The organism is Arthrobacter sp. SD1074B (assembly GCF_056780195.1).
Genome location: NZ_JBRAZT010000001.1, coordinates 89,978 through 110,988 on the forward strand (window position 1 = coordinate 89,978; position 21,011 = coordinate 110,988).

Below are 21,011 nucleotides of genomic sequence, written 5' to 3' on the forward strand. Positions count from 1 at the left end.
GGGCGGCGCTAGCGGCAGCCCGGCGGTCAGTCGGTCTCTTCCCGCACCTGGGAAACAAGCTGGGTCGGATTGACGAAGCGGAGGGCCACCACCAGCAGGACCATCATCATGAGCATGTAGACGACGGCCATAGCGTCGACAGACTGCTGGGCGCGGATGCCGGCACCTGTCATGGCGGTGAACAAGGCGACCACCAAGGTGTCCGACGTCGAGTCTGAGGTCAGGAACGTCAGTTCGAACATGCCCACTGTCCGGACCAGCACCAGGACCGCGGCGGCGAGGATACCCGGAACCAGCAGCGGGGCGAGGATCTTCGTGAAGAGCCGCAGCATGTTGGCGCCGCACATCCGCGCGGCCGACTCGATCGAGGGGTTGATCTGTTCGATGAACGGCGTCATGGTCAGGATGACGAACGGGATGGACGGGACAAGGTTGGCCAAGATGACGCCGGTCAGGCCGGGTGCCAGGTGGTAATAGGTGAGCAGCGTCGCCAGCGGGATGCCGTAGGTGATGGGAGGCATCATGATGGGCAGCAGGAAGATGAGCATCAGAATGCTCTTCCCCGGAAAGTTGCGCCGAGCCAGTACATAGGACGCAGGCGCGCCGATCAGGACGGAGATTCCGACGACGGCGACGGAGACCGTCAGGGTCGTCCCGATGACCTGGCTGAGGTCGTACTCCTTCCACGCATCCGCGTACCAGGCGGGCGTGTAGCCGGAGGGGAGCCACGTGTCGAACCACTCCTTGGCGAAGGAGTTGACCACCACTGAGGAGACGACGCCGAGCAGCAGCAGCAAGAATACGGCCATGCTTCCCCAGATCAGGAACGTGCCGGGGGAAGCTGCCAGCGGCCGTTTGGCGGCCCGCGGCGTGGTGCCGCCCCTTGGTTTCAGTGCAGTGCTCATCAGCCCTTACCTCCGGTGGATCCTTTGTACATGCGGGAGCGCCAGATCAGCACCAGGATGATGACGATCAGTTCCACGACGCCCATGATGATGGCCGCTGCGGACGCGAGCGGGTAGTCGAATTGCTGCCCCCAGGCGTTGTACGCCACGTAGGCGATGACCCGGGTGGACCCTGACGGATCACCGACCAGGATGGCGGACGGGAAGACGCTGAAGGCCAGGACAAAGGTCAGGCAGAACGTGATGGCCAGGCCGGGTGCCAGCAGCGGCAGCGTGATCCGGCGGAAGCGCTGCTTCCAGTCCGCGCCCAGGGTACGGGCGGCCGCCTCAAGGGAGGGATCGATGCCGGACAGGTAGGACAGGATGAGCAGGAACGCGAACGGGAACCCGGAGATGATCAGCGACCAGAGCACGCCCCAGTAGTTCTGGACCAGCTGCAGAGGCTCGAAGCCAAGAACGCCCAGGAAACGGTTCAGCCAGCCGCGCTGGCCGAAGAAGTTCAAGAGGCCCTCGGCGGTGAGGACGGTGCCCAGCGTGATCGGGATGACGAGGACGGTGGTCAGCGCCCGCTTGCCGCGGAATTTCCCGCGCATCTTGTAGGCGAGCGGCACCGAGACCAGGACGTTCAGCAGGGCGGCGGGGAGCGCCAACTGCAGGGTCACCCAGATCGAGTCCAGCCCCCGGACCGAGGGATCCGTGAAGAACTTCACGTACGCGCCGAACAGGCCGCCGGTCTTGGGCTGGAACGACAGGCCGAGGCCGTACACGAACGGGTACACGAACAGCACCAGGGCGAACAACAGCGCAGGCAGTAACAGGAGCAAGAGCTTGTCGATCCCGCGCTCGGCCATCCGGTGGGACAACGCCGGCCGGGTGGTTGTGCCCTGCTTCGCCGGCCCGGGGCGCTGCCCGGTAACGGTCACAGCGCCGCCGCCTCAAACTCCGGGGCGGACTTCGCCGTCGCCGCCAACTCGGCAGGGAACACCAGCACCCGGTCCTGCGAGGCGGTGAGGGTGACCCGTTGGCCCGGCTCCACGTGCCGCGCCGTGCGAACGTGCAGGGGCTTCCCGGCGTCGGACCGAGCCTCGACCGCGAACTCACGGCCCTGGTATTCGACGACTTCAACGGTGGCATCGATGCTGGCCAGGCCGGCGGGTGCCGAGCCTGCCGGTGCGATGTCGAAGTCCTCCGGACGGAGCCCGATCTTGACCGCGTCGCCGGCACGGAGCGGCTCCTGCGCTGAACCGGTCATCGTGGTGCCCAGGACCGAAACGGTGACGGCACCGCCGTGGACCCGTTCCACTACGCCCTCCAGCAGGTTGCGGTAGCCCATGAAGTCCGCGACGTGCCAGTTGGCGGGACGTTCTTGAAGCTCCTGCGGCGTTCCCACCTGCTGGACTTCACCGAGGCGCAGCACCACGAGCCGGTCCGCCAGGGACAAAGCTTCCTCCTGGTCGTGCGTCACGTAAAGCGTGGTGAGGCCCAAGGACTGGTGCAGGCGGCGGATTTCGGTCCGCATCTCCAGGCGCAGCTTCGCGTCCAGGTTCGACAGCGGCTCGTCCATAAGGACCAGCGGGGGGCGGAGCACCACGGCGCGGGCGATAGCCACGCGCTGCTGTTGACCGCCGGACATCTGGCCGGGCAACTTGCTCGCGTGCGGCCCCAGCTGGACGAGTTCGATCGCCTCGGCCACACGCTTCTTGATTTCCGCCTTGGGAACGTTGCGCATTTCCAGGCCAAACGCGATGTTCTTCTCCACGCTCAGGTGCGGGAAGAGGGCGTAGTTCTGGAAAACCATGCCGAAGCCGCGCTTCTCGGGCGGTAGCTGGTCGATCTGCTTGCCGTCCATCAGGATGCGGCCGCCGGTCAGCGGCAGCAGGCCGGCCAGGCAGTTCAATGCGGTCGACTTGCCGCAACCGGAGGGCCCAAGCAAGGCGATGAACTCCCCGCTACGGATCGAGAGATTAAGGTTCCGGAGCGCGTTCTGGCCGCCGAACGAACGAGCCACATTTTCAAGCTCGAGCGTCTCAAAATTCGTGGCGTGAATGCTCATTTCTTCTGCTCAACCTTTCCGGTGGCCACCTGGGTGTCCCAGGTATCAAAGGCCTTCACCAGGGCGGCGGCATCGATGGGCGTGGCCTTGGGGTTGTCCTTGATCAGCGCGTCGTATTCAGGCCGGCCGAACTTCGCGATGACGTCCTTGCTGGCCTGCGGAGCAAGGTCAATGGAGACGTCCTTGATCGCCGGGCCGGGGTAGAAGTAGCCGGTATCAAACGTCTTGGCCTGCTGTTCCGGGGTCAGCGCGTACTGCAGCACCTGCAGGATCGCCGCCATCTTGTCCGCGGAAACGCCCTTGGGGACCGCGGCGTACTGCGCGTCGGTGACCCAGGTGAAGTTCTTAAGAGCCTGCGTCTTGAAGTTCTCCGGAACCTGGCCCAGGGCGCGGGGGTTGATGTCCCAGCCCGTGGTGGTGAGCGCCATGTCCCAGGTGCCGTTCTTCAGGTTGTTCATAGTCACGCCCGTGCCAGTCGGGTAGGAGGAGATTGTCTGGTTGAGCTGCTTGAGGTAATCCCACGTCTTGCTCCAGCCGTTGACCGGGTCTTTCGGGTCGGAGTCGCCGAGGATGTAGGGCAGGCCCATCAGGAAGGTGCGGCCGGGTCCGGAGTTCGCCGGACGGGCGTAGCCGAAGCGGCCCGGGTGATCCTTGGCCCATGCCAGGAGCTCTTCCGCCGTGGTCGGCGGGTTCGGGACCTTGTCCGGGTTGTATTCCAGCAGCGGTCCGGAAGGGTAATACGTCAGCTCAACGGCCTGGTCCTCGGCAAGCTTCTGCATTGCCGCCGCCGGCTCCTGGTAGTTGGCCATGTTGCCCAGCCGGTCCTTGTAATCCTTGGCAACCGGGGCGAAGAGGCTTTCGCTGATGCCAGCGGCGAGACCGTCGGTTCCGGTCAGCACCAGGTCGATCTTCAGGTTCCCGGCCTGCTGCTGGGCCTTGACCTTGCCAGCCATGTCGGGGGCCCCGGCGGTCTCCCAGGTGACCGACGAAACGATGTCCGGGTGGTCCTTGGCGAATTGGTCGAAGATGGCGCCGGTGAGCTGCTTGTTGCCGGCGACGTCAAGGATGTTCAGGGTGACGGCCTTGGAGGGCTTCTCCGGAACGCTTCCGGCGGACAGCGTCGCGGCGGAAGCGTTGTCGCTCCCCGGGGCGCCGCAACCGGTGGCCAGCAACCCGGCCACTCCGAGGGTTGCTGCCCACTGGACTCTTCTAGATGCTCGCATGGGATTTCCTTTCATTGCGTCCGGCAGCGTTGCCGGACGGACGCTCACGGATGGCTGAGGGCACTACGGATGTGGACTGCCGGACAACGATTTCGATCGGGAGGTATTCGGCGGCCCGGGTGGCCGCGTGGGGGTCCAGGCTGTCGACCAGCCGGTCAACGGCGGCGCTGCCAACCTTCCGCAGGGGCGCCCGGACAGTGGTCAAAGCGGGGGAGACGAGGGTTGCGGCGTTGATGTCGTCAATGCCGACCACGCTCATCTCGTCCGGGACGGAGATGCCCCGGGCATGCAACCGGGCGATGATGCCCAGGGCCATCAGGTCGTTGTACGCCAGAACGGCCGTGAGGCCGGCTGCTACGGCAAGATCCGCGGCGGACTGACCGCCACCGAAGACCGGTGCGAACGATCCCAGTGAGATCACCTCAAGGCCGGCCAGGCCCGGGACGGCCTGTTCGATGCCCAGTCGGCGTTGCTGGTCCGACCAGGAACCGGTGGGACCGCCGGCGTAGCCGACCTTCCGGTGTCCCAGGGCGTGGAGGTGCTCGAGCGCCTGGCGGACGATTTCCTGGTCATTTACGGTGATGTCCGGCAGACCTTGCATGCGCCGGTTGATCAGCAGGACGGGAATGCCACCGAGCAGCGACGCCAGGTCCGCGTCGGACATCCGTGAGGAGCACAGAATCAGCCCGTCCACCTGCGGCTTGAGCTTGCGCACCAATTCCCGCTCCACGCGGCTGTCCTCATCGGAGTCGGCTACAAACACCGAGTAGCCCGCGGCCAATGCCCTTGCCTGCACGCCCTTGGTGACCGAGGCGAAGTAGGGGTTCTCGAGATCCGGCACCACCAGGCCGAGCGTCCCCTTGCGGCCGGTGGCGAGGCCCCGGGCGGCGTTGTTGGGGGTGTACCCCAGTTCGCGGGCCTTGTCGATGATCTGCTGGCGGGTTCGGGGGGCGACCAGGTCCGAGGAGGAGAGGGCCCTGGACACCGTCGACGGCGAGACGCCCAGCGCCTTCGCCACGTCCCGGACCGTGATGGATCCCTTCATGCGTACTTCACCTAACATCGTCGTCAGCCGCCTTCATGTGCGGTCCGTCACATCCTGCAACCGTTTGCATTCATCTGTCAATACTTTGGGGGGAAATTATTTGCGGGCTCGCTTCGTCCGCGGCGAATTCCCGGTAATTACAGGTTTTTTATTGCTTTACGGGCCATCCGCATGCATATTTAGATTTAGTCCAACTGTTGATTTTGTTGCATTTTGTTTCATTGGAGAGGCAATTCCATGAGTGATTCCACTGCCTGGGCGATCGACCCGGATAGAGCCCTCCCTGCGGATCCGGCAACGCGGACCATCGCCCGGGAGCTGTACAACGCTGTGTCGGGCCTGCCCATTGTGTCGATGCACGGCCACGTTGAGGCCGACCTGTTCGTGGACAACGAATTTTTTGGTAACCCCGCGGAACTGCTGGTGGTCCCGGACCACTACCTGGTGCGCATGCTGGTCTCCCAGGGGTACTCCCCGGCTGATCTAGGCGTGGCGAACCGGCATGACGGGGCCCTGGCGGAGCGGGACGCGCGCTTGATCTGGCGGCGATTCTGCGAGAACTGGAAACTGTTCCGCGGAACGCCCACCCGGTATTGGCTCGAACACGAGCTGGCGGTCGTTTTCGAGACGCCGCTGCAGCCGTCTGCGGAAAATGCCGATGTCCTTTTCGACAAGCTCTCGGCCCTGCTCCAAACCGAAGCTTTCCGCCCCCGGTCGATCCTTGACCGGTTCAACGTGGAAATTCTGGCCACCACGGATTCCGCGCTGTCGGACCTTTCCGCCCACCGCAAACTGAGCGACGCGCTGGGGCAGGGCCGGATCGTCCCGACCTTCCGGCCCGATTCGCTGCTGCACATCGACCACGCCAGATGGCAGGACGAAATCCGGACGCTCTCGGAGGTTTCGGGAGTGGAAGTGGCGGATTACGGCAGCTTCCTGGCTGCCCTCCGGCAGCGCCGCAACGCGTTTGTCGACGCCGGAGCCCGCGCCACCGACCACGGCCACCTGCTGGCGGACACCACCCCGTTGCCGGCAGCAGAGGCGCAGCGGATCTTTACGGCCGCAACCCGCGGGGAAGTGACCGCGGAGGAGGCTCAGGCCTTTTCCGGCAGCATGCTTTATGAGATGGCCCGGATGTCCGTAGAGGACGGACTGGTGATGCAGCTCCATCCCGGGGTGCTGCGGAACCACTGCCACAGCGTGTATGACTCCTACGGGCCGGACAAGGGCTTCGATATCCCCGTAGGGGTGGAGTTCACCCGCTCGTTACGGCCGCTGCTGGAGAGCTTCGGCATGAACAAGGATTTCCGCTTCATCGCTTTCACCACCGACGAAACGGTCTACTCACGGGAACTCGCTCCCCTCGCCGGCTGCTATCCCGCGATGAAACTGGGAGCCCCCTGGTGGTTTCTGGACAGCCCGGAGCAGATGCGGCGGTTCCGTGAGTCCGCCGTCGAAACGGCCGGGTTCTACAACACGAGCGGCTTCGTCGACGACACCCGGGCGCTTGCCTCCATCCCGGCCCGCCACGACCTTTCCCGGCGGATCGACGCCGGGTTCCTGGCGCGTCTCGTCGCCGAAGGGCGGCTGGGCATGGCGGAAGCCGTGGAAACCGCCGTCGACCTCACCTACAACCTGCCCCTGCAGTCCTACGCCGCCCGCGGCTGACCGGAAGGAACACCAATGACGATTCGCTCAGCCGAGGTCCTGGTCAGCAGCCCGGGAAGGAACTTCGTTACGCTGCGCATCACCACCGACGACGGCGTCGTGGGGCTTGGCGACGCCACCGTCAACGGGCGCGAGCTGGCCGTGAGCGCCTACCTCACGGAGCACGTGGTGCCGCTGCTCATCGGCCGCGACGAGGGCCAGATCGAGGACGCCTGGCAGTTCCTCTACCGAAGCGCCTACTGGCGGCGCGGCCCCATCACCATGGCCGCGATTGCTGCCGTCGACATCGCCCTCTGGGATATCAAGGCGAAGGTGGCAGGCCTGCCGCTCTACCAGCTGCTGGGCGGCGCTTCGCGAACCGGCTGCCTGGCCTACGGCCATGCCTCCGGCACCGACCTGGACGCGCTGTGCGTGTCGATCCAGAACCACCTCGACCAGGGCTTCAAGGCCATCCGCATTCAGACCGGTGTCCCCGGGCTGGGGCAGATCTACGGCGTCGCCGGGGACCAGCGCCCCGGACAGCGCTACGACTACGAACCCGCCAAGCGGCTGCCAAAACCGGCGGAGGAACTGTGGGACACCCGCGCGTATCTGCGCCACGTTCCCGGTGTCTTTGCGGCGGTCCGGGAAAAATTCGGTCCGGAACTGATCCTGCTGCACGACGGCCACCACCGTATGACGCCGAACCAGGCCGCCTCGCTGGGCAAGAGCCTGGAACCGTACGATCTGTTCTGGCTTGAGGACTGCACCCCCGGGGAGAACCAGGAGGGCATGCGCCGGGTACGGTCCCAGACGACCACCCCGCTGGCAATCGGCGAGGTTTTCAACTCCGTCTACGACTACCAGACGCTGATCACCGAGCAGCTGATCGACTACGTGCGGTCCGCAGTGACCCACACGGGCGGCATCACGGCGTTGCGCAAGCTCATGGATTTCGCCGCGATCTACCAGATCAAGTCAGGCTTCCACGGCCCGACCGACATCTCGCCAGTGGGCCAGGCCGCGCAACTGCACCTGGGGCTGGCGATCCACAACTTCGGCATCCAGGAGTACATGAAACACTCCGAGGAGACCCTGCAGGTGTTCCGCACCAGCTACACCTTCGAGGACGGGCTGCTGCATCCCGGGAACAACCCGGGCCTCGGCGTGGACTACGACGACGCACTGGCCGCAGGCTATGGGTACACCCCTGCGTACCTGCCGGCCGCCCGGCTCCTTGACGGGACGGTGCATGACTGGTGAACGCCGCAGATACCGCCGCCGCTACCCTTCCGCTCGCGTCCTGCGTGCTGCGACTGGCAGAGGGTGACGAAGTGGGTGTCGCCACCCGCGACCTTCCCGCCGGAACAATCCTCCTGGGGAGTGCCGGAGCAGACAGAGCAGACAGCGCGGGGCCGGAGCTGACGGTCACCACCGACATCCCGCGCGGCCACAAGATCGCGCTCCAGGCCGTCGCCGCCGGCGCCCCGGTGCACAAGTACGGGCAGTCGATCGGCCGCGCCCTGGCCGACATCCGGCCAGGGGGCCATGTGCACACACACAACCTGGGCATGGACGAAGTGAAACAGGACTACGAGTTCGGCACAGCCCGCGTCACGCCTGCGATGCCGCCCGGCCCGCGTCCCACCTTCCAGGGCTACCGGCGGCCTCACGGCAAGGTCGGCACCCGCAACTACGTCGGCATCCTGACCTCCGTCAACTGCTCGGCCAGCACGGCCCGGATGATCGCGGACCAGTTCCGTGGCAGCGCCCTGGACGACTTTCCCAACGTGGACGGGGTTTTTGCGCTGACTCACGGCAGCGGCTGCGGCATGGTGCTGGGAAGCGCCGGCGCTGAAGTCCTGGTCCGCACGCTCCGCGGCTACGCGGCCCATCCGAACTTCGCCGGCTTGCTGGTCCTCGGCCTGGGCTGCGAGATGCTGCAAACCGAACGCTTCCTCGACCCGGAAACAGCGCCCGCCCTCGTCGAGCGGCTCACCATCCAGGACTCCGGGGGAATCCGGGCCACGGTCAAGGCGGGGGTGGCGCTGATCCAAGGGATGCTCCCGGCCATCAACGCACTGCAGCGCGAGCCGGTGGACGTTTCCGAGCTGGTGCTGGGCCTGAACTGCGGCGGTTCGGACGGCTACTCGGGTATCACGGCCAACCCGGCGCTGGGCGTCGCCTCGGACATGCTGGTCGCCTACGGCGGAACATCGGCGCTCGCCGAAACCCCTGAGGTTTTCGGAGCCGAGCATCTGCTGACCCGACGGGCCGTCGCGCCCGCGGTCGGGCAGCGGCTGCTTGGACAGCTCGCCTGGTGGCAGGACTACGCCAGCTCCGGCGGCGGCAGCCTGGACAACAACCCCTCGCCCGGGAACAAAGCCGGCGGGCTGACCACCATCCTGGAGAAGTCCCTGGGGGCGGTGGCCAAGGCCGGCCAGGCCGAGTTGTCCGCTGTGTATGCCTATGCCGAACCGATGACCAGCCCGGGACTCGTGTTCATGGACACCCCCGGGTACGATCCGGTGTCCGTCACTGGGCTCGTGGCCGGTGGCGCCAACGTGGTCTGTTTCACCACCGGCCGCGGGTCAGTGTTCGGTTGCAAGCCGGTGCCGAGTATCAAACTGGGCACCAACACCGAGCTTTACAACAGAATGCCCGAGGATCTCGACCTCAACTGCGGCGTCATTGTCGACGGCGAGGCGACGGTCCAGGAGGTGGGGGAGCAGATCTTCGCCCGCATCCTCGCCGTGGCGTCGGGGGAGCAAACCGTCAGTGAAGAACTCGATCTCGGACAGGAAGAATTTGTGCCATGGCAACTAGGGACAGTGACGTGAGCAGCGGAACGGACACCCTACAGCGGCCCAACCCGAGCAGGATCCTGCAGGCGAATCCCGTGGTCGCAGTGCTCCGCGCCGGGCACGCCCGGGAATATGCTCCCGTCATCGCCGCGCTCGCCGACGGCGGAGTCCGTTCGATTGAGCTGACGTTGAGCACGGCCGGGGTCTTCGAACTCCTGCCAGGGTTGATCAGCGGCTTCGGCGACCAGATCGAAATCGGTGTCGGTACGATCACCACAGCGGCCGAGGCCCGGCGGGCCATCGACGCCGGGGCCTGGTTCCTCGTCACGCCCGTCACCGATGTCGGCATTGTCCGCGCCGCCGTCGAGCGGGGTATTCCGGTCTTTCCGGGCGGCCTGACCCCGACGGAACTGCTGGCCGGATGGCGGGCCGGGGCCACGGCCGTCAAGGTCTTCCCGGCCTCTACGGTAGGCCCGGGCTACATCTCCCAGCTGCGCGGACCGTTCCCGGACCTGCAGGTCATCCCTTCCGGCGGAGTGGCCATCGAGGACGCGCCGGCCTGGATCCGGGCCGGCGCCATGGCGGTCAGCCTCGGCGGTCCGCTCATCGGCGACGCCTTCAAGGGCGGAGACCTCGGCGGGCTGACCCGGCGGGCCGAACGGGTCAGCGGCCTGGTTGCCGAAGCGCTGGGCTGCCGGAGCGCCGGGTGAACGGGCCGGACGCCGGTAGCGGCGTCGTCCCGCTGAGCGAGGTAGTCACGCTCGGCGAGACGATGGCGCTGATGAAAGCTGCCACCCCCGGGCCGCTCGCCTTCACGGAGTCCCTCCGGCTTGGCATCGGCGGCGCGGAAAGCAACGTGGCGATCGCCCTGCGCCGGTTGGGCACCTCGGTCACATGGGTGGGCCGGGTCGGGGCCGACAGCCTCGGCGACTTGGTCCTGCGGGAGCTGATGGCGGAAGGGCTCGACGTCGAATGCAGCCGCGATTCCGGAGCGCCCACCGGGCTCATGATCAAGGAACGCCGCACCAACGAGACAGCCAAGGTCTGGTATTACCGCTCTGGGAGCGCGGGTTCGCGACTCGGGGCGGAGCACCTTCCGGAGCGGAAGATCGCCGCTGCCCGCCTGCTCCACATCACCGGGATCACCCCGGCGCTGTCCGCGTCTGCGGCCGCCGCGGTCCAGGCCGCCGTCGACTGCGCCAAGACCGCCGGGACCATGGTGTCCCTCGACCTTAACTACCGGTCCGCGCTGTGGTCGAAGCAGGCTGCGGCAGCTGCCTTCCAGGCGTTGGTCCGCCAGGCGGACGTGGTGTTCGCCGGGGACGACGAAGCGGCCATCGTGGTGGGCGAGGCGGCCGATCCGCTGGAGCTGGCCCGCCGGCTTGCGACACTGGGGCCGGAGCAGGTGGTGATCAAGCTCGGCGCGCGCGGCTGCGTGGCCCTCATCGCCGGCCGGGAGTACCGCCAGGATGCCGTTCCGGTGCGGGCCGTGGACACCGTCGGGGCTGGGGACGCGTTCGTCGGCGGCTACCTCGCCGAACTGCTCGACGGGCAGCCTGCCCAGCAACGGTTGCTGACGGCCGTGCGGACCGGAGCGTACGCGTGCCTCGTCTCCGGCGACTGGGAGGGGATGCCGCGGCGTTCGGAGCTGGGGTTGTTGGACGCGGCTGAACCCGTGAGCCGCTGAGCTGCCGGCAGCACACGCCAATCACCCGCTAAGCGTGTCCACCAGCCGCTCCGCGTTGGCTTCCAGCCAGCCCTGGCGGCGGAGGATGAGCCCGCCGACGCCGTCGTTCCACATCCGGGCCCAGCCGCCGCCGAGAACCGCCGCGTTGTGCCGCATCCGCTCGTAGCTCAGCGCCGTCGCCTCGATCCCGAAAGCCGGCAGCGCCCGCCGTTCCGTCTCGCCCCAGCCGAACGCGTCCGCGAAAATCCGAAGCCGCCGGAACGGGTCCGTGGCTTCCCAGCCCGGCCACGCGTCGGCCGGATCGCGGAGCGGCACCCAGTGCATGGCGGTATTGAAGGAATCCTTGAAAGCCGTGCTGGGGCCGGCGAGGTCGAAGTCCACCAGCCCGGCGGCGAGACCGCCCCGGACCACCACGTTCTGCGGGGTGACGTCAAGGTGGCACACGAGTTCCACCGGGTCCTGGCTGACTGCGCCCGGTGGCACATAGCGCCGCGGAAACGGGTGGGTGTCCGGCACAAAACCGGCGGAGACGGTGTGGAGCCGGCGCAGCAGCCGCGCCACCGAGGCCAGCAGCTCCTCGGACTGCACCCAGGCCGCCGGTACCGGCCCGGCGCACTGTCCCGGCAGGAAGGTCAGCACGTCCCTGCCGTCCGCGTCCCGGCCCAGGTACCGCGGGGAACCGTCGAAACCGGCGTCCTCAAGCCAGTCGAGGTAGCCCGCGACGGCGAGGCTCTGCGGCTGGTGCGGGCGGCGGATGGTCCTGCCGACACGCACCACCCCCTCAGTAACATCGCCCGCCGGCATGAGTTCGACGTCGGACGCCTCGCCGGGGGCGGGGACGTAGACGCGCGCCTCAACCGGCGGGCGATTTCGGGGGCTCATTCAGCTCAGCGTACGCCGCCCATGAGCTTCTTGATGGCAGGCGAGGCCGCAGCCAGGCCGACGGCCAGGAGCATCGCCGTGCCGCCGACGCCGATGAAGTACGGCAGCTCGTCGTCGGGGTTGTAGAGCCCCGAGAGCAGGCCGGCCAGCGTGGTGCCCAGCGAGACCGAGAGGAAGAACAAGGCAACCATCTGGGTGTGGAAGGCCTTGGGAGCCAGCTTGGTGGTGACGGACAGGCCGATGGGGGAGAGGAACAATTCGGCGAGCGTGAACAGCAGCAGGATTCCTACCAGCGCCAGCAAAGGCGTCTTGCCGTCGCCGGCCAGCGGGATGAACGCCAGGAAGGCCAGGCCCATCACGAAGAGGCCGATCGAGAACTTCAGTGCCGAGCCCGGCTGCCTGCGTCCCAGCCGGGTCCATAGGGCGGCCATAACCCCGGCGAAGATGATGATGAATACCGGGTTGATCGACTGGACCCAGGCGGCCGGCATTTCCCAGCCGAAGAGGTTCCGGTCCAGCTTCTCTTCCGAGTAGACGGCAATGAAGGTGAACTGCTGCTGGAAGAGCGCCCAGAATGCGGCGGAAGCAATGTACAGCGGGATGAACGCTGCCACCCGGCTGCGCTCGGTGGAGTTGACCTTCTTGCTGCTGAAAATCAGCACGAAGTACAGCGCCGAGGCACCGATGGCCGCGTACGCCATGGACAGGGCAAGGTTTCCTGCGTTCACGGCGCCGGTGGCCAGCAGCACGGCGATGACCACGGCGAGACCGGCGAAGATCAGGCCGTAGCGGGTACGTTCGGCGGGCGGCAAGGCGTTCGGTACCCGGTGTGCCTCTTCCGGCAGCTTGTTGCGGCCCAGCGCGTAGATGCCCAGGCCCACGGCCATGCCGACGGCGGCGGCGCCGAAGCCCCAGTGGAAGCCCTGGCTTTCCTGCAGCCAGCCGGTGACCAGCGGCCCGATCAGGGCGCCGGTATTGATGCCCATGTAGAAGATAGAGAAGCCGGCGTCGCGGCGCTCGTCCTTTTCGCGGTACAGGCTTCCGACCAGCGCGGTGGCGTTGGCCTTCAGGCCGCCGGATCCGACGCCCACCAGCACGAGCCCGGTGACCAGGCCCGGAATCCCCGGAATGAGGGCCAGCGCGATGTGGCCGGCCATGATCATGATTGCGGAACCGAAGAGCACACGCTCGGAGCCGAAGAGCCGGTCCGCGAGCCAGGCGCCCAGGATGGTGGAGAGGTAGACACCGCCGCCGTAGGCGCCGACCAGGCTGGCGGCGAGGGCCTTGTCGATTTCAAGGCCGCCCTCGGCAGCTGTGAAGTACATGTAGTAGAGGAGGATCCCCTGCATTCCGTAGAAGGAGAAGCGCTCCCACATTTCTACGGAGAAGAGGCTGGCCAGCATCTTTGGGTGGCCAAAAAACGATGTATCGCCCGGCGTTGTAGCGGGGGGATCGGCTAAATGAGTTGTGCTCATTTACTTAATGCTGACACCGCGGCGGACGATTGTCACATCCGAGGCGGTCCGGGGCAAGTCAATTCCAAGGTGTTTCGCGGAACGGTTCCAGCCGGGAAGCCGCCCGCGGCCAGGCTAGCCGGCGTCGAACATGATGACTTGGCGGACCGCCTTTCCGTCCGCGAGCTGGTCCATGGCCTGGTTGATGTCCGTCAGGGCGATCCGGGACGAGATGAGCTCCTCCACCGGCAGCTTTCCGTCCCGCCAGAGCTGGGCGTACTTGGGGATGTCCCGGGCGGGCACGGCTGAGCCGAGGTAGCTGCCGATGATCGTGCGGGCCTCCGCGGTGATGGCCAGCGGTGAGAGCTGGGCACGCGCCTCGGGTGAGGGCAGTCCGGCCGTGATGGTGGTGCCGCCGACGTCGGTCGCCGCGAAGGCGGTCTCGAACGCCCGCGCGCTGCCGGCGCACTCGATGACGAACTTGGCCTTGACGCCTTGTTCCGCGAGTTGCTGCGGGGTGTACGTTTCGTGAGCCCCGAGGCGGCGGGCGTGCTCCAGTTTCTCGTCCAGGGTGTCCACGGCGATGATCCGTGAGACGCCCTGGGAGACCGCGGTGATCAGCGCGGCCATCCCCACGCCGCCGAGCCCGACGATCATGATGCTGTCCTCGGGCCGGGGTTTCGCGGCGTTCAGCACGGCGCCGCCGCCGGTGAGCACCGCGCAGCCCAGCACGGCCGCGATGTCCGGCGGGATGTCGTCGCCGACCGGCACCGCCGAGGCCCGGTCCACGACGGCGTGGCTGGCGAAGCCGGAGACGCCGAGGTGGTGGTAGACCTGTTCGCCGCCGCGGCTCAGGTGCATGGAGCCGTGCAGCAGGGTGCCTTCGTTGTTGCTCTTGGAACCGGCGGTGCACGGCAGCCGGCCGTCCGCGGCGCAATTGGTGCACTGCTCGCAACGCGGCAGGAAGGACATGACCACGCGCTGGCCGGGCCGCAGGTCGGTGACCTCTGCGCCGACCTCGACGACCCGTCCGGCGGCTTCGTGGCCCAACAGCATGGGCACCGGGCGCACCCGGTTCCCATCGACGACACTGAGATCCGAGTGGCAGATTCCGGCGGCCTCAAGCCGGACCAGGAGCTCCGTAGGCCCGGGGGCCGAGAGTTCCAGCTCCGAGATGCTGATCGGCTTCGACTCTGCGAAGGGCCGGGGGCGGCCGATTTCCTCAAGTACTGCACCGGTGATCTTCATCGATCCCTCTCGTGTGGTTAACCGCGTTGGGACCAGTAAACCGCACACGGCCGGACCCGGGAAATTCCTGCCGGCGGCTGCCTAGAATCCCAGCTGCCCGGCCACCTGAAGCAGCAGCGCCTCGGATCCCATTGGCCCGACCAGCTGGATGCCCATCGGCAGCCCGGCGCCCGGCGGCCCGCCCGTCCAGTGCACCGGAATACTGATCGCGGGCAGCCCGCAGACGTTGACCAGGGAGGACCACGGGGCAAACTCGCACTGCTTGCGGTAGTCGGCGTCGGCGTCGGCGGGCCACTCGGCGGGCCAGTAGCCGTCGCCGTGCGCCGCGCCGGTGAACCAGCCCACCGGCCGGGGGGTCTGTGCCAGCGCGGGGCTCAGCACCAGGTCCCAGGCCGAGAACTGGGCGACGGTGTCCCGCTGGAACTGGCGCAGGAACCCGAGGGCCTCGTTCAGTTTCGCCGCGCTGCGCTGCTGGGCGCGGCGCCGGAAGGTCCGGGTCAGCGGGGTCAGGAGGGCCTCTCGCTGCGGCGCGATGCGGGCGCTCCCGACGCCGGCCGTCCAGGCCGTCGTAAACGCACCGGGGTAGCGGTTGTCGTAGCGGATGGCCGCTTCGCCGATCTCATGCCCGGCCGCCTCCAGCAGCCTGATCCCTGTGTTGAGCGCGTCGAGGGCGTCGCGGTCCGGAGTGACGGGGACAGCTGCCTGCCACGGGCTGTCCAGGCCGACGCCAATCCGCAGCGGGGGCGGGTCCTGGGCTGCCAGTTGAAGGTAGCTGTCCTGCTCCGCCAGCGCCCGGCTGGCGGACTGCCCGGACGATTGGCGGGGCAGGTACGGCGGGACGAGGGCGTCGAGCATCAGGGCCGCGTCGGCCGCGGAGCGGGCCAGCGGTCCGGCGACCACGAGTCCGGCAGGGTCGCCGCTGCTTTCCCCGGACGGGACCAGCCCGCGGCCCGGCTTCAGGCCCACCAGGCCGCACGCGGCGGCGGGGATGCGGATGGAGCCGCCGCCGTCGGAGCCCGGCGCGAAGGGAAGCAACCCGGCGGCGACGGCCGCAGCGCTGCCGCCCGAGGAGCCGCCGGAGCTGCGGCTCAGCGCGTACGGGTTGCGTGAGGGCGGGGCGATCCGGTTCTCGCTGTAAGCGGTCAGCCCGAACTCCGGGACCTGCGTCTTGCCCAGCGAAATGACCCCGGCGCCCTTCAGCGTGGCGGCGAGGGCGCCGTCGGCCGGCGCCGGCTTGTGTTCCAGGGCGGCGCTGCCGTGGGTGGTGGCGACGCCCGCGACGTCGGTCAGGTCCTTGAAGGCGGTCGGCATCCCATGCAGCAGCGGCAGCACCGGACCGCCGCCGTCGTCGTCAGTGGCGGCGCGGGCGTGACGGCTGTCCGCGGCGTCGGCGTCCTTGAGTGCCTGCTCGGCGGTAATAGTGATGAAGGCGCCAAGGTGCGGGTTCTCGGATGCAATGCGGTCCAGGAAGTGCGCCGCGGCCGCACGGGCGGAGAGTTCGCCGGAGCGCAGGGCATCCCGCAGGGCGACCGCCGACAGCTCGTGGATCTCAGTCACGGTGGAACGGCTTCCGGTGCTGCCCGGCCGCGCGGGCCTCCTTGCCCGGGGGACATGCCCATTCTGCGTGCGCGGGGTTGGCCATAGTGGCAGCATGTCCAACCCTGCCGGCTTGGGGAGGGCATGCCCGGTGGATGCGGGGCGGGAGGGCCTCCTTGTCCGGGGGACAGGGCCGTGCGGCTGCCATGGGTCTCCTTTGCGCTCTCCAAAAGCGTAACCTGCCGCTTCTTTGGACCTGGCCCCGGCGGCTGGCGATACGCTGGGGGAAGACCCTGGTACCAGCGGAGAGGACGACCATGAGCGATATCGACACCGTGACCGTTTCCGACATTCCCGAAGCGGCGCGCATTCTGGATGTACGCGAGGACTACGAGTGGTCGGCCGGCCACGCGGAGGGCGCCGTGCACATTCCCCTCGACCAGCTCCCGGCCCGGCTCGATGAACTGGACCCGGACGAGGACCTCTACGTTATTTGCCGCACCGGCGGACGCTCTTTCCGCGCCGTGCAATGGCTCGTCGGCCAGGGCTACTCCGCGATGAACGTGGCCGGCGGCATGGACCAGTGGCTGGAGAACGGCCTCCCGCTCGTGTCCGACAACGGGCTCAAGCCCGTCATCCTGTAAACGAAGGAAGAACCCATGCCCGCGTCACCTGTCACCTACACCTTCCTCGGCCCCGAAGGCACTTTCACCGAGGCGGCGTTGATGCAGGTGCCCGGCGCCGCGGAGGCGGTCCGCATCCCGTCCTCGAACGTGAACACGGCGCTGGATAAGGTCCGTGACGGATCGGCCGACGCGGCAATGGTGCCGATCGAGAACTCCGTGGAGGGCGGGGTGACCGCTACCCTTGACGCGATCGCGACCGGCCAGGAGCTGCGGATCCTCCGCGAGGCCCTGGTCCCTATCAGCTTCGTGCTCGTGGCCCGGCCCGGCATCCGGATCAAGGACATCCGCCGGGTTTCCACCCACGGGCACGCCTGGGCCCAGTGCAGACTCTGGGTTGAAGACAATATTCCAGATGCAGAATATATCCCGGGGTCCTCGACCGCCGCCGCGGCGATGGGCCTGCTGGAAGGCGACCCGCATTATGACGCCGCCATTTGCGCCCCGATCGTCGCCGCCGAACAGCCCGGCCTGGCCGTGCTGGCAGAAAACATCGGCGACAACCCGGGCGCGGTCACCCGCTTCGTGCTGGTGGGACGCCCCGGGGTACTGCCCGAACGGACCGGTGCGGACAAGACCACGGTCGTGGTCCCGCTGCCCGAGGACCGGCCAGGCGCGTTGATGGAGATCCTGGACCAGTTCGCCACCCGCGGCGTGAACCTGAGCCGGATCGAGTCGCGGCCCACGGGCCAGTACCTGGGCCACTACTTCTTCAGCATCGACGCCGACGGGCATGTCGGCGATGCACGGGTGGCCGACGCGCTCGCGGGGCTGCACCGGATCAGCCCCGCCACTCGATTCCTGGGCTCCTACGGCCGCGCCGACGGCCAGCGGGCCGAGGTGGCGCCGCACACCTCGGACCAGGCATTCCGGGCCGCCCATGCCTGGGTCGAAGACATACTCACCGGGGCATCTGTGGTTCCGGAATATAACCCGGAGGCTTCGCCCACAGCGTAGACAAACGCCACATCCGGCACTTCCTCCCCATGGAAACTGTGCGTATGCTTGCCTGATCCATATTTGGGTAGCCCTCTACCGGAAAGAGCAGGTCATGTCAGGCACCAGCACAGAAAATGACGGCCAGGGAATGATTGTTAATCCCAAGCCGACTGCTGAAAACCAGGACTGGGACGGCGACGACGCCGATCGTGCGGACCGGCTGCGCTTCGAAGAGGAGCAGGCGATGATCCGCGAACAGTCCGAGGCCCGCGCCGCCAAGGCGGCCGCCGATGCGAAGAAGGAAGCAGAAGCGAAGAAGGAAGCCAGCTAGGCCAGCTTGCTCCGCGGAGCCCGGCTTGGCAGGGGCCGTGCCGGTCCGGGGCGCCCATGCCGGCCCGGGGCCCGGGTTCCGGGCCTAGCGGATTTCCGCCTGGCTGCCGGTCCCTCCCGACGTCAGCGCGTCTTCCCTGACGGCGTCCTCCTTGACCCGGAGCAGCAGCGAGCGGGGCGCCACCCGGACGGTGACCGTCGTGGCCTCGCCGGACGGATCGCCGTCGACCTGCGTGGGCATCGGTTCGGCGCACGTGATCACGATCTTGCCGGAGCGGTAATACGTCATCACCGGCAAGTTTCTTTTGTGCTTCAGCACGATCTTCCAGTACATCGCCAGCCAGCCGATGGCGCTGCGCGGGCTCATCACCACCACATCCAGCATGCCGTCGTCGATCATGGCCTGCGGGATGAAGTCGATCCCGCCGGGGATCAGGCCGCAGTTGGCGAACAGCACGCTGCGGATCTTTCGGGACTGCTCCGGCTGGCCGTCCAGCGAGATCGAGACCCGCTTGCGGCGGCCGGGAAGATGCCGCACCCCGGCCTCCGTGTAGGCGAGCCAGCCCACCGCTTTCTTGAGCCCGTCGTTGGTGTCGCCCACCACCTCGGCGTCCATGCCGATGCCGGCGATCACAAGGAAGGCGTGTTCCTCGGACTGACCGGTCAGGGCGTTCTCCACCCTCATGCGGGCGGTGTCGATGAAGCGCTGGTGCCCGAACAACGCAATCTCAACGCAGCCGTGCAGATCCCCGATGTCAAGATGGACGTTGCGGGCCAGCAGGTTGCCCGTGCCCAGCGGGAGGAGCCCCATGGCAATGTCCGTGTGCGCGAGGGCGTCGGCCACCACCCGGACGGTGCCGTCGCCGCCGCCCACCAGGACGACGTCGGCCCCGTAGTCGACGGCGGCCCGGGCCTGCGAAAATCCGGGGTCCTCGGCCGTGGTCTCGAAAAATCGCGGGGCCTCCCAGCCGGCGGCGAGGCAGGCGCTTTCGACCAGGACGCGGGCCTCCGCGGACCTGGCCTTGATCGGGTTCATCACGACGGCGACCTTCTGCCTGGCCAGCCCGGGGTTGTGCGTATCTTCCCAAACGGCACTGCGGGTGTGCTTGGCCTTCAGCCGGCGCACGCCCCACCAACTGGAGAGGGCAAATACCAGGGCTCCAGCGATGACGAGGTAGAGCAGCCAGTCGCGCATGTTGCTCCAACACTATCCCGCGCCCGCGACCCGGCAGGACTGCCAAGTCGCCGGCCCCGGATTCGATACTCTTATCTGGTGATCGACGTAAAAGACCTCAGCGAAAATCCGGACAAGTTCCGTGCCAGCCAGCGCGCCCGTGGCGCCGATGAGTCCGTGGTGGACGCGATCATCGCCGCGGATGCGGCCCGGCGCGCGGCGCTGATCCGTTTCGAAAACCTGCGGGCCGAGCAGAACGCCTTCGGCAAGAAGGTGGCCCAGGCCAAGGGCGAAGAGAAGCAGGCCCTCCTTGCCGAGGTCAAGGTGCTCGCAGCATCGGTCAAGGAAGCCTCGGCCGAGGCCGACGTCGCCCAGTCCGCCCAGGAGGAGCTCTTGCGCGGTATCCCCAACCTCGTTGAGGACGGCGTCCCGGCGGGCGGCGAGGATGACTACGTGGTGGTCAAGACGGTCGGAACGCCGCGCGAATTCCCCGACTTCGAGCCGAAGGACCACCTGGAAATCGGCGAGCTGATCGGCGCGATCGACATGGAACGCGGCGCCAAGGTCTCCGGATCGCGCTTCTACTTCCTGCGCGGCGTGGGCGCCCGGCTCGAAATGGCGCTGCTCCAGATGGCCATGGAGCAGGCCATCGACGCCGGCTTCGTCCCCATGATCACCCCGACGCTGGTCAGGCCAGAAACCATGCAGGGCACCGGCTTCGACGTCAAGCACGACGCCGAGATCTACCGCCTCGCGGAGGACGACCTCTACCTGGTGGGCACCTCGGAGGTGGCCCTCGCCGGCTACCACGCGGACGAAATCCTGGACCTCACCGGCGGACCGATCCGCTACGCCGGGCAAAGTTCCTGCTACCGCCGCGAGGCAGGTTCGCACGGCAAGGACACCCGCGGCATCATCCGCGTCCACCAGTTCAACAAGGTGGAGATGTTCATCTACACCACGGTTGAAGAAGCGGCCGCAGAGCACGCCCGCCTGCTGGCCTGGGAAGAGGAAATGCTGGCCAAGTGCGAGCTGCCGTACCGGGTGATCGACACCGCCGCGGGAGACCTTGGCACGTCGGCGGCCCGCAAGTTCGACTGCGAAGCGTGGGTCCCAACCCAGGGCGCCTACCGCGAGCTGACGTCCACTTCCAACTGCACCACCTTCCAGGCCCGCCGGCTCAATATCCGCGAACGGGTGCTCAACGACGACGGGGCGCCCAAGGGCACCCGCGCGGTGGCCACCCTCAACGGCACCCTCGCCACGACCCGCTGGATCGTCGCCATCCTGGAGCACCATCAGAACCCGGACGGCTCCGTCAACGTCCCGGCCGCACTGCAGAAGTACCTCGGCGGGGTGACGGTCTTCCCCGTCCTCTAGCCCACCCGCCGTCGGCAGCTG

Annotated in this window: 19 protein-coding genes; 9 read left to right on the forward strand and 10 right to left on the reverse strand. The window is 67.6% G+C overall.

The window, feature by feature from the left end; genetic code table 11:
• Window positions 1-26: 26 nt before the first annotated feature.
• From ACUYM2_RS00465 to ACUYM2_RS00485, 5 genes are read right to left on the reverse strand one after another with little or no spacing between them, the layout of a single operon-like run.
• Window positions 27-905, reverse strand: coding sequence for an ABC transporter permease (locus ACUYM2_RS00465; RefSeq protein WP_481598274.1), 879 nt, complete (start codon window positions 903-905; stop codon window positions 27-29).
• Window positions 905-1,828, reverse strand: coding sequence for an ABC transporter permease (locus tag ACUYM2_RS00470; protein ID WP_481598275.1), 924 nt, complete (start codon window positions 1,826-1,828; stop codon window positions 905-907). The genes ACUYM2_RS00465 and ACUYM2_RS00470 overlap by 1 nt, the downstream gene beginning before the upstream one ends.
• Window positions 1,825-2,958 (reverse strand): ABC transporter ATP-binding protein, encoded by a 1,134-nt coding sequence (locus tag ACUYM2_RS00475; RefSeq protein WP_481598276.1) that lies wholly within the window; start codon window positions 2,956-2,958, stop codon window positions 1,825-1,827. The genes ACUYM2_RS00470 and ACUYM2_RS00475 overlap by 4 nt, the downstream gene beginning before the upstream one ends.
• Window positions 2,955-4,181, reverse strand: coding sequence for an extracellular solute-binding protein (locus ACUYM2_RS00480; RefSeq protein WP_481598277.1), 1,227 nt, complete (start codon window positions 4,179-4,181; stop codon window positions 2,955-2,957). The genes ACUYM2_RS00475 and ACUYM2_RS00480 overlap by 4 nt, the downstream gene beginning before the upstream one ends.
• Complete coding sequence (locus ACUYM2_RS00485; protein ID WP_481598278.1) at window positions 4,168-5,226, reverse strand: LacI family DNA-binding transcriptional regulator; 1,059 nt, start codon at window positions 5,224-5,226, stop codon at window positions 4,168-4,170. The genes ACUYM2_RS00480 and ACUYM2_RS00485 overlap by 14 nt, the downstream gene beginning before the upstream one ends.
• A gap of 237 nt (window positions 5,227-5,463) precedes the next feature.
• On the opposite strand from ACUYM2_RS00485, the gene uxaC reads away from it, so the two are divergent.
• Genes uxaC through ACUYM2_RS00510 form a run of 5 tightly spaced genes read left to right on the forward strand, consistent with a single transcriptional unit; the run spans window position 5,464 to window position 11,364 of the window.
• Window positions 5,464-6,894 carry a glucuronate isomerase gene (gene uxaC, locus ACUYM2_RS00490; RefSeq protein WP_481598279.1) on the forward strand — a complete coding sequence of 477 codons (1,431 nt, stop codon included), beginning with the start codon at window positions 5,464-5,466 and terminating at the stop codon, window positions 6,892-6,894.
• 15 nt (window positions 6,895-6,909) lie between these two features.
• The gene (gene manD, locus ACUYM2_RS00495) at window positions 6,910-8,136 is read left to right on the forward strand and encodes a D-mannonate dehydratase ManD (protein WP_481598280.1); all 1,227 of its coding nucleotides are present in this window, start codon (window positions 6,910-6,912) and stop codon (window positions 8,134-8,136) included.
• Window positions 8,133-9,713 (forward strand): UxaA family hydrolase, encoded by a 1,581-nt coding sequence (locus ACUYM2_RS00500; RefSeq protein WP_481598281.1) that lies wholly within the window; start codon window positions 8,133-8,135, stop codon window positions 9,711-9,713. Before manD ends, ACUYM2_RS00500 begins: the two co-directional genes overlap by 4 nt.
• Window positions 9,710-10,387, forward strand: coding sequence for a bifunctional 4-hydroxy-2-oxoglutarate aldolase/2-dehydro-3-deoxy-phosphogluconate aldolase (locus ACUYM2_RS00505; protein ID WP_481598282.1), 678 nt, complete (start codon window positions 9,710-9,712; stop codon window positions 10,385-10,387). The genes ACUYM2_RS00500 and ACUYM2_RS00505 overlap by 4 nt, the downstream gene beginning before the upstream one ends.
• On the forward strand, window positions 10,384-11,364 hold the full coding sequence (locus ACUYM2_RS00510; RefSeq protein ID WP_481598283.1) for a sugar kinase: 981 nt from the start codon (window positions 10,384-10,386) through the stop codon (window positions 11,362-11,364). The genes ACUYM2_RS00505 and ACUYM2_RS00510 overlap by 4 nt, the downstream gene beginning before the upstream one ends.
• 21 nt (window positions 11,365-11,385) lie before the next feature.
• On the opposite strand, the gene ACUYM2_RS00515 is transcribed toward ACUYM2_RS00510, so the two are convergent.
• The 4 genes from ACUYM2_RS00515 to ACUYM2_RS00530 all read right to left on the reverse strand — a co-directional run bounded on the left by ACUYM2_RS00515 (window position 11,386) and on the right by ACUYM2_RS00530 (window position 16,505).
• Complete coding sequence (locus ACUYM2_RS00515; RefSeq protein WP_481598284.1) at window positions 11,386-12,246, reverse strand: phosphotransferase; 861 nt, start codon at window positions 12,244-12,246, stop codon at window positions 11,386-11,388.
• A gap of 5 nt (window positions 12,247-12,251) precedes the next feature.
• Window positions 12,252-13,721 (reverse strand): peptide MFS transporter, encoded by a 1,470-nt coding sequence (locus ACUYM2_RS00520; protein ID WP_481598285.1) that lies wholly within the window; start codon window positions 13,719-13,721, stop codon window positions 12,252-12,254.
• 114 nt (window positions 13,722-13,835) lie between these two features.
• Window positions 13,836-14,948, reverse strand: coding sequence for an alcohol dehydrogenase catalytic domain-containing protein (locus ACUYM2_RS00525; RefSeq protein ID WP_481598286.1), 1,113 nt, complete (start codon window positions 14,946-14,948; stop codon window positions 13,836-13,838).
• A gap of 81 nt (window positions 14,949-15,029) precedes the next feature.
• Window positions 15,030-16,505, reverse strand: coding sequence for an amidase (locus ACUYM2_RS00530; protein ID WP_481598287.1), 1,476 nt, complete (start codon window positions 16,503-16,505; stop codon window positions 15,030-15,032).
• A gap of 296 nt (window positions 16,506-16,801) precedes the next feature.
• Between ACUYM2_RS00530 and ACUYM2_RS00535 the strand changes: the two genes are divergently transcribed.
• The 3 genes from ACUYM2_RS00535 (at window position 16,802) to ACUYM2_RS00545 (ending at window position 18,437) form a co-directional block, all read left to right on the forward strand.
• Window positions 16,802-17,128: a rhodanese-like domain-containing protein gene (locus ACUYM2_RS00535; RefSeq protein ID WP_481598288.1), complete on the forward strand. Its 327-nt coding sequence runs from the start codon at window positions 16,802-16,804 to the stop codon at window positions 17,126-17,128.
• A gap of 15 nt (window positions 17,129-17,143) precedes the next feature.
• Window positions 17,144-18,124, forward strand: coding sequence for a prephenate dehydratase (gene pheA, locus ACUYM2_RS00540; protein ID WP_481598289.1), 981 nt, complete (start codon window positions 17,144-17,146; stop codon window positions 18,122-18,124).
• Window positions 18,125-18,218: 94 nt separating this feature from the next.
• The gene (locus tag ACUYM2_RS00545; RefSeq protein WP_481598290.1) at window positions 18,219-18,437 is read left to right on the forward strand and encodes a hypothetical protein; all 219 of its coding nucleotides are present in this window, start codon (window positions 18,219-18,221) and stop codon (window positions 18,435-18,437) included.
• A gap of 84 nt (window positions 18,438-18,521) precedes the next feature.
• Here ACUYM2_RS00545 and ACUYM2_RS00550 read toward each other — a convergent pair whose 3' ends face one another.
• The gene (locus ACUYM2_RS00550; protein WP_481598291.1) at window positions 18,522-19,631 is read right to left on the reverse strand and encodes a diacylglycerol/lipid kinase family protein; all 1,110 of its coding nucleotides are present in this window, start codon (window positions 19,629-19,631) and stop codon (window positions 18,522-18,524) included.
• Between the two features lie 78 nt (window positions 19,632-19,709).
• On the opposite strand from ACUYM2_RS00550, the gene serS reads away from it, so the two are divergent.
• Window positions 19,710-20,990, forward strand: a complete 1,281-nt coding sequence (gene serS / locus ACUYM2_RS00555; protein WP_481598292.1) for a serine--tRNA ligase — start codon at window positions 19,710-19,712, stop codon at window positions 20,988-20,990.
• The last annotated feature ends 21 nt before the right edge of the window (window positions 20,991-21,011 follow it).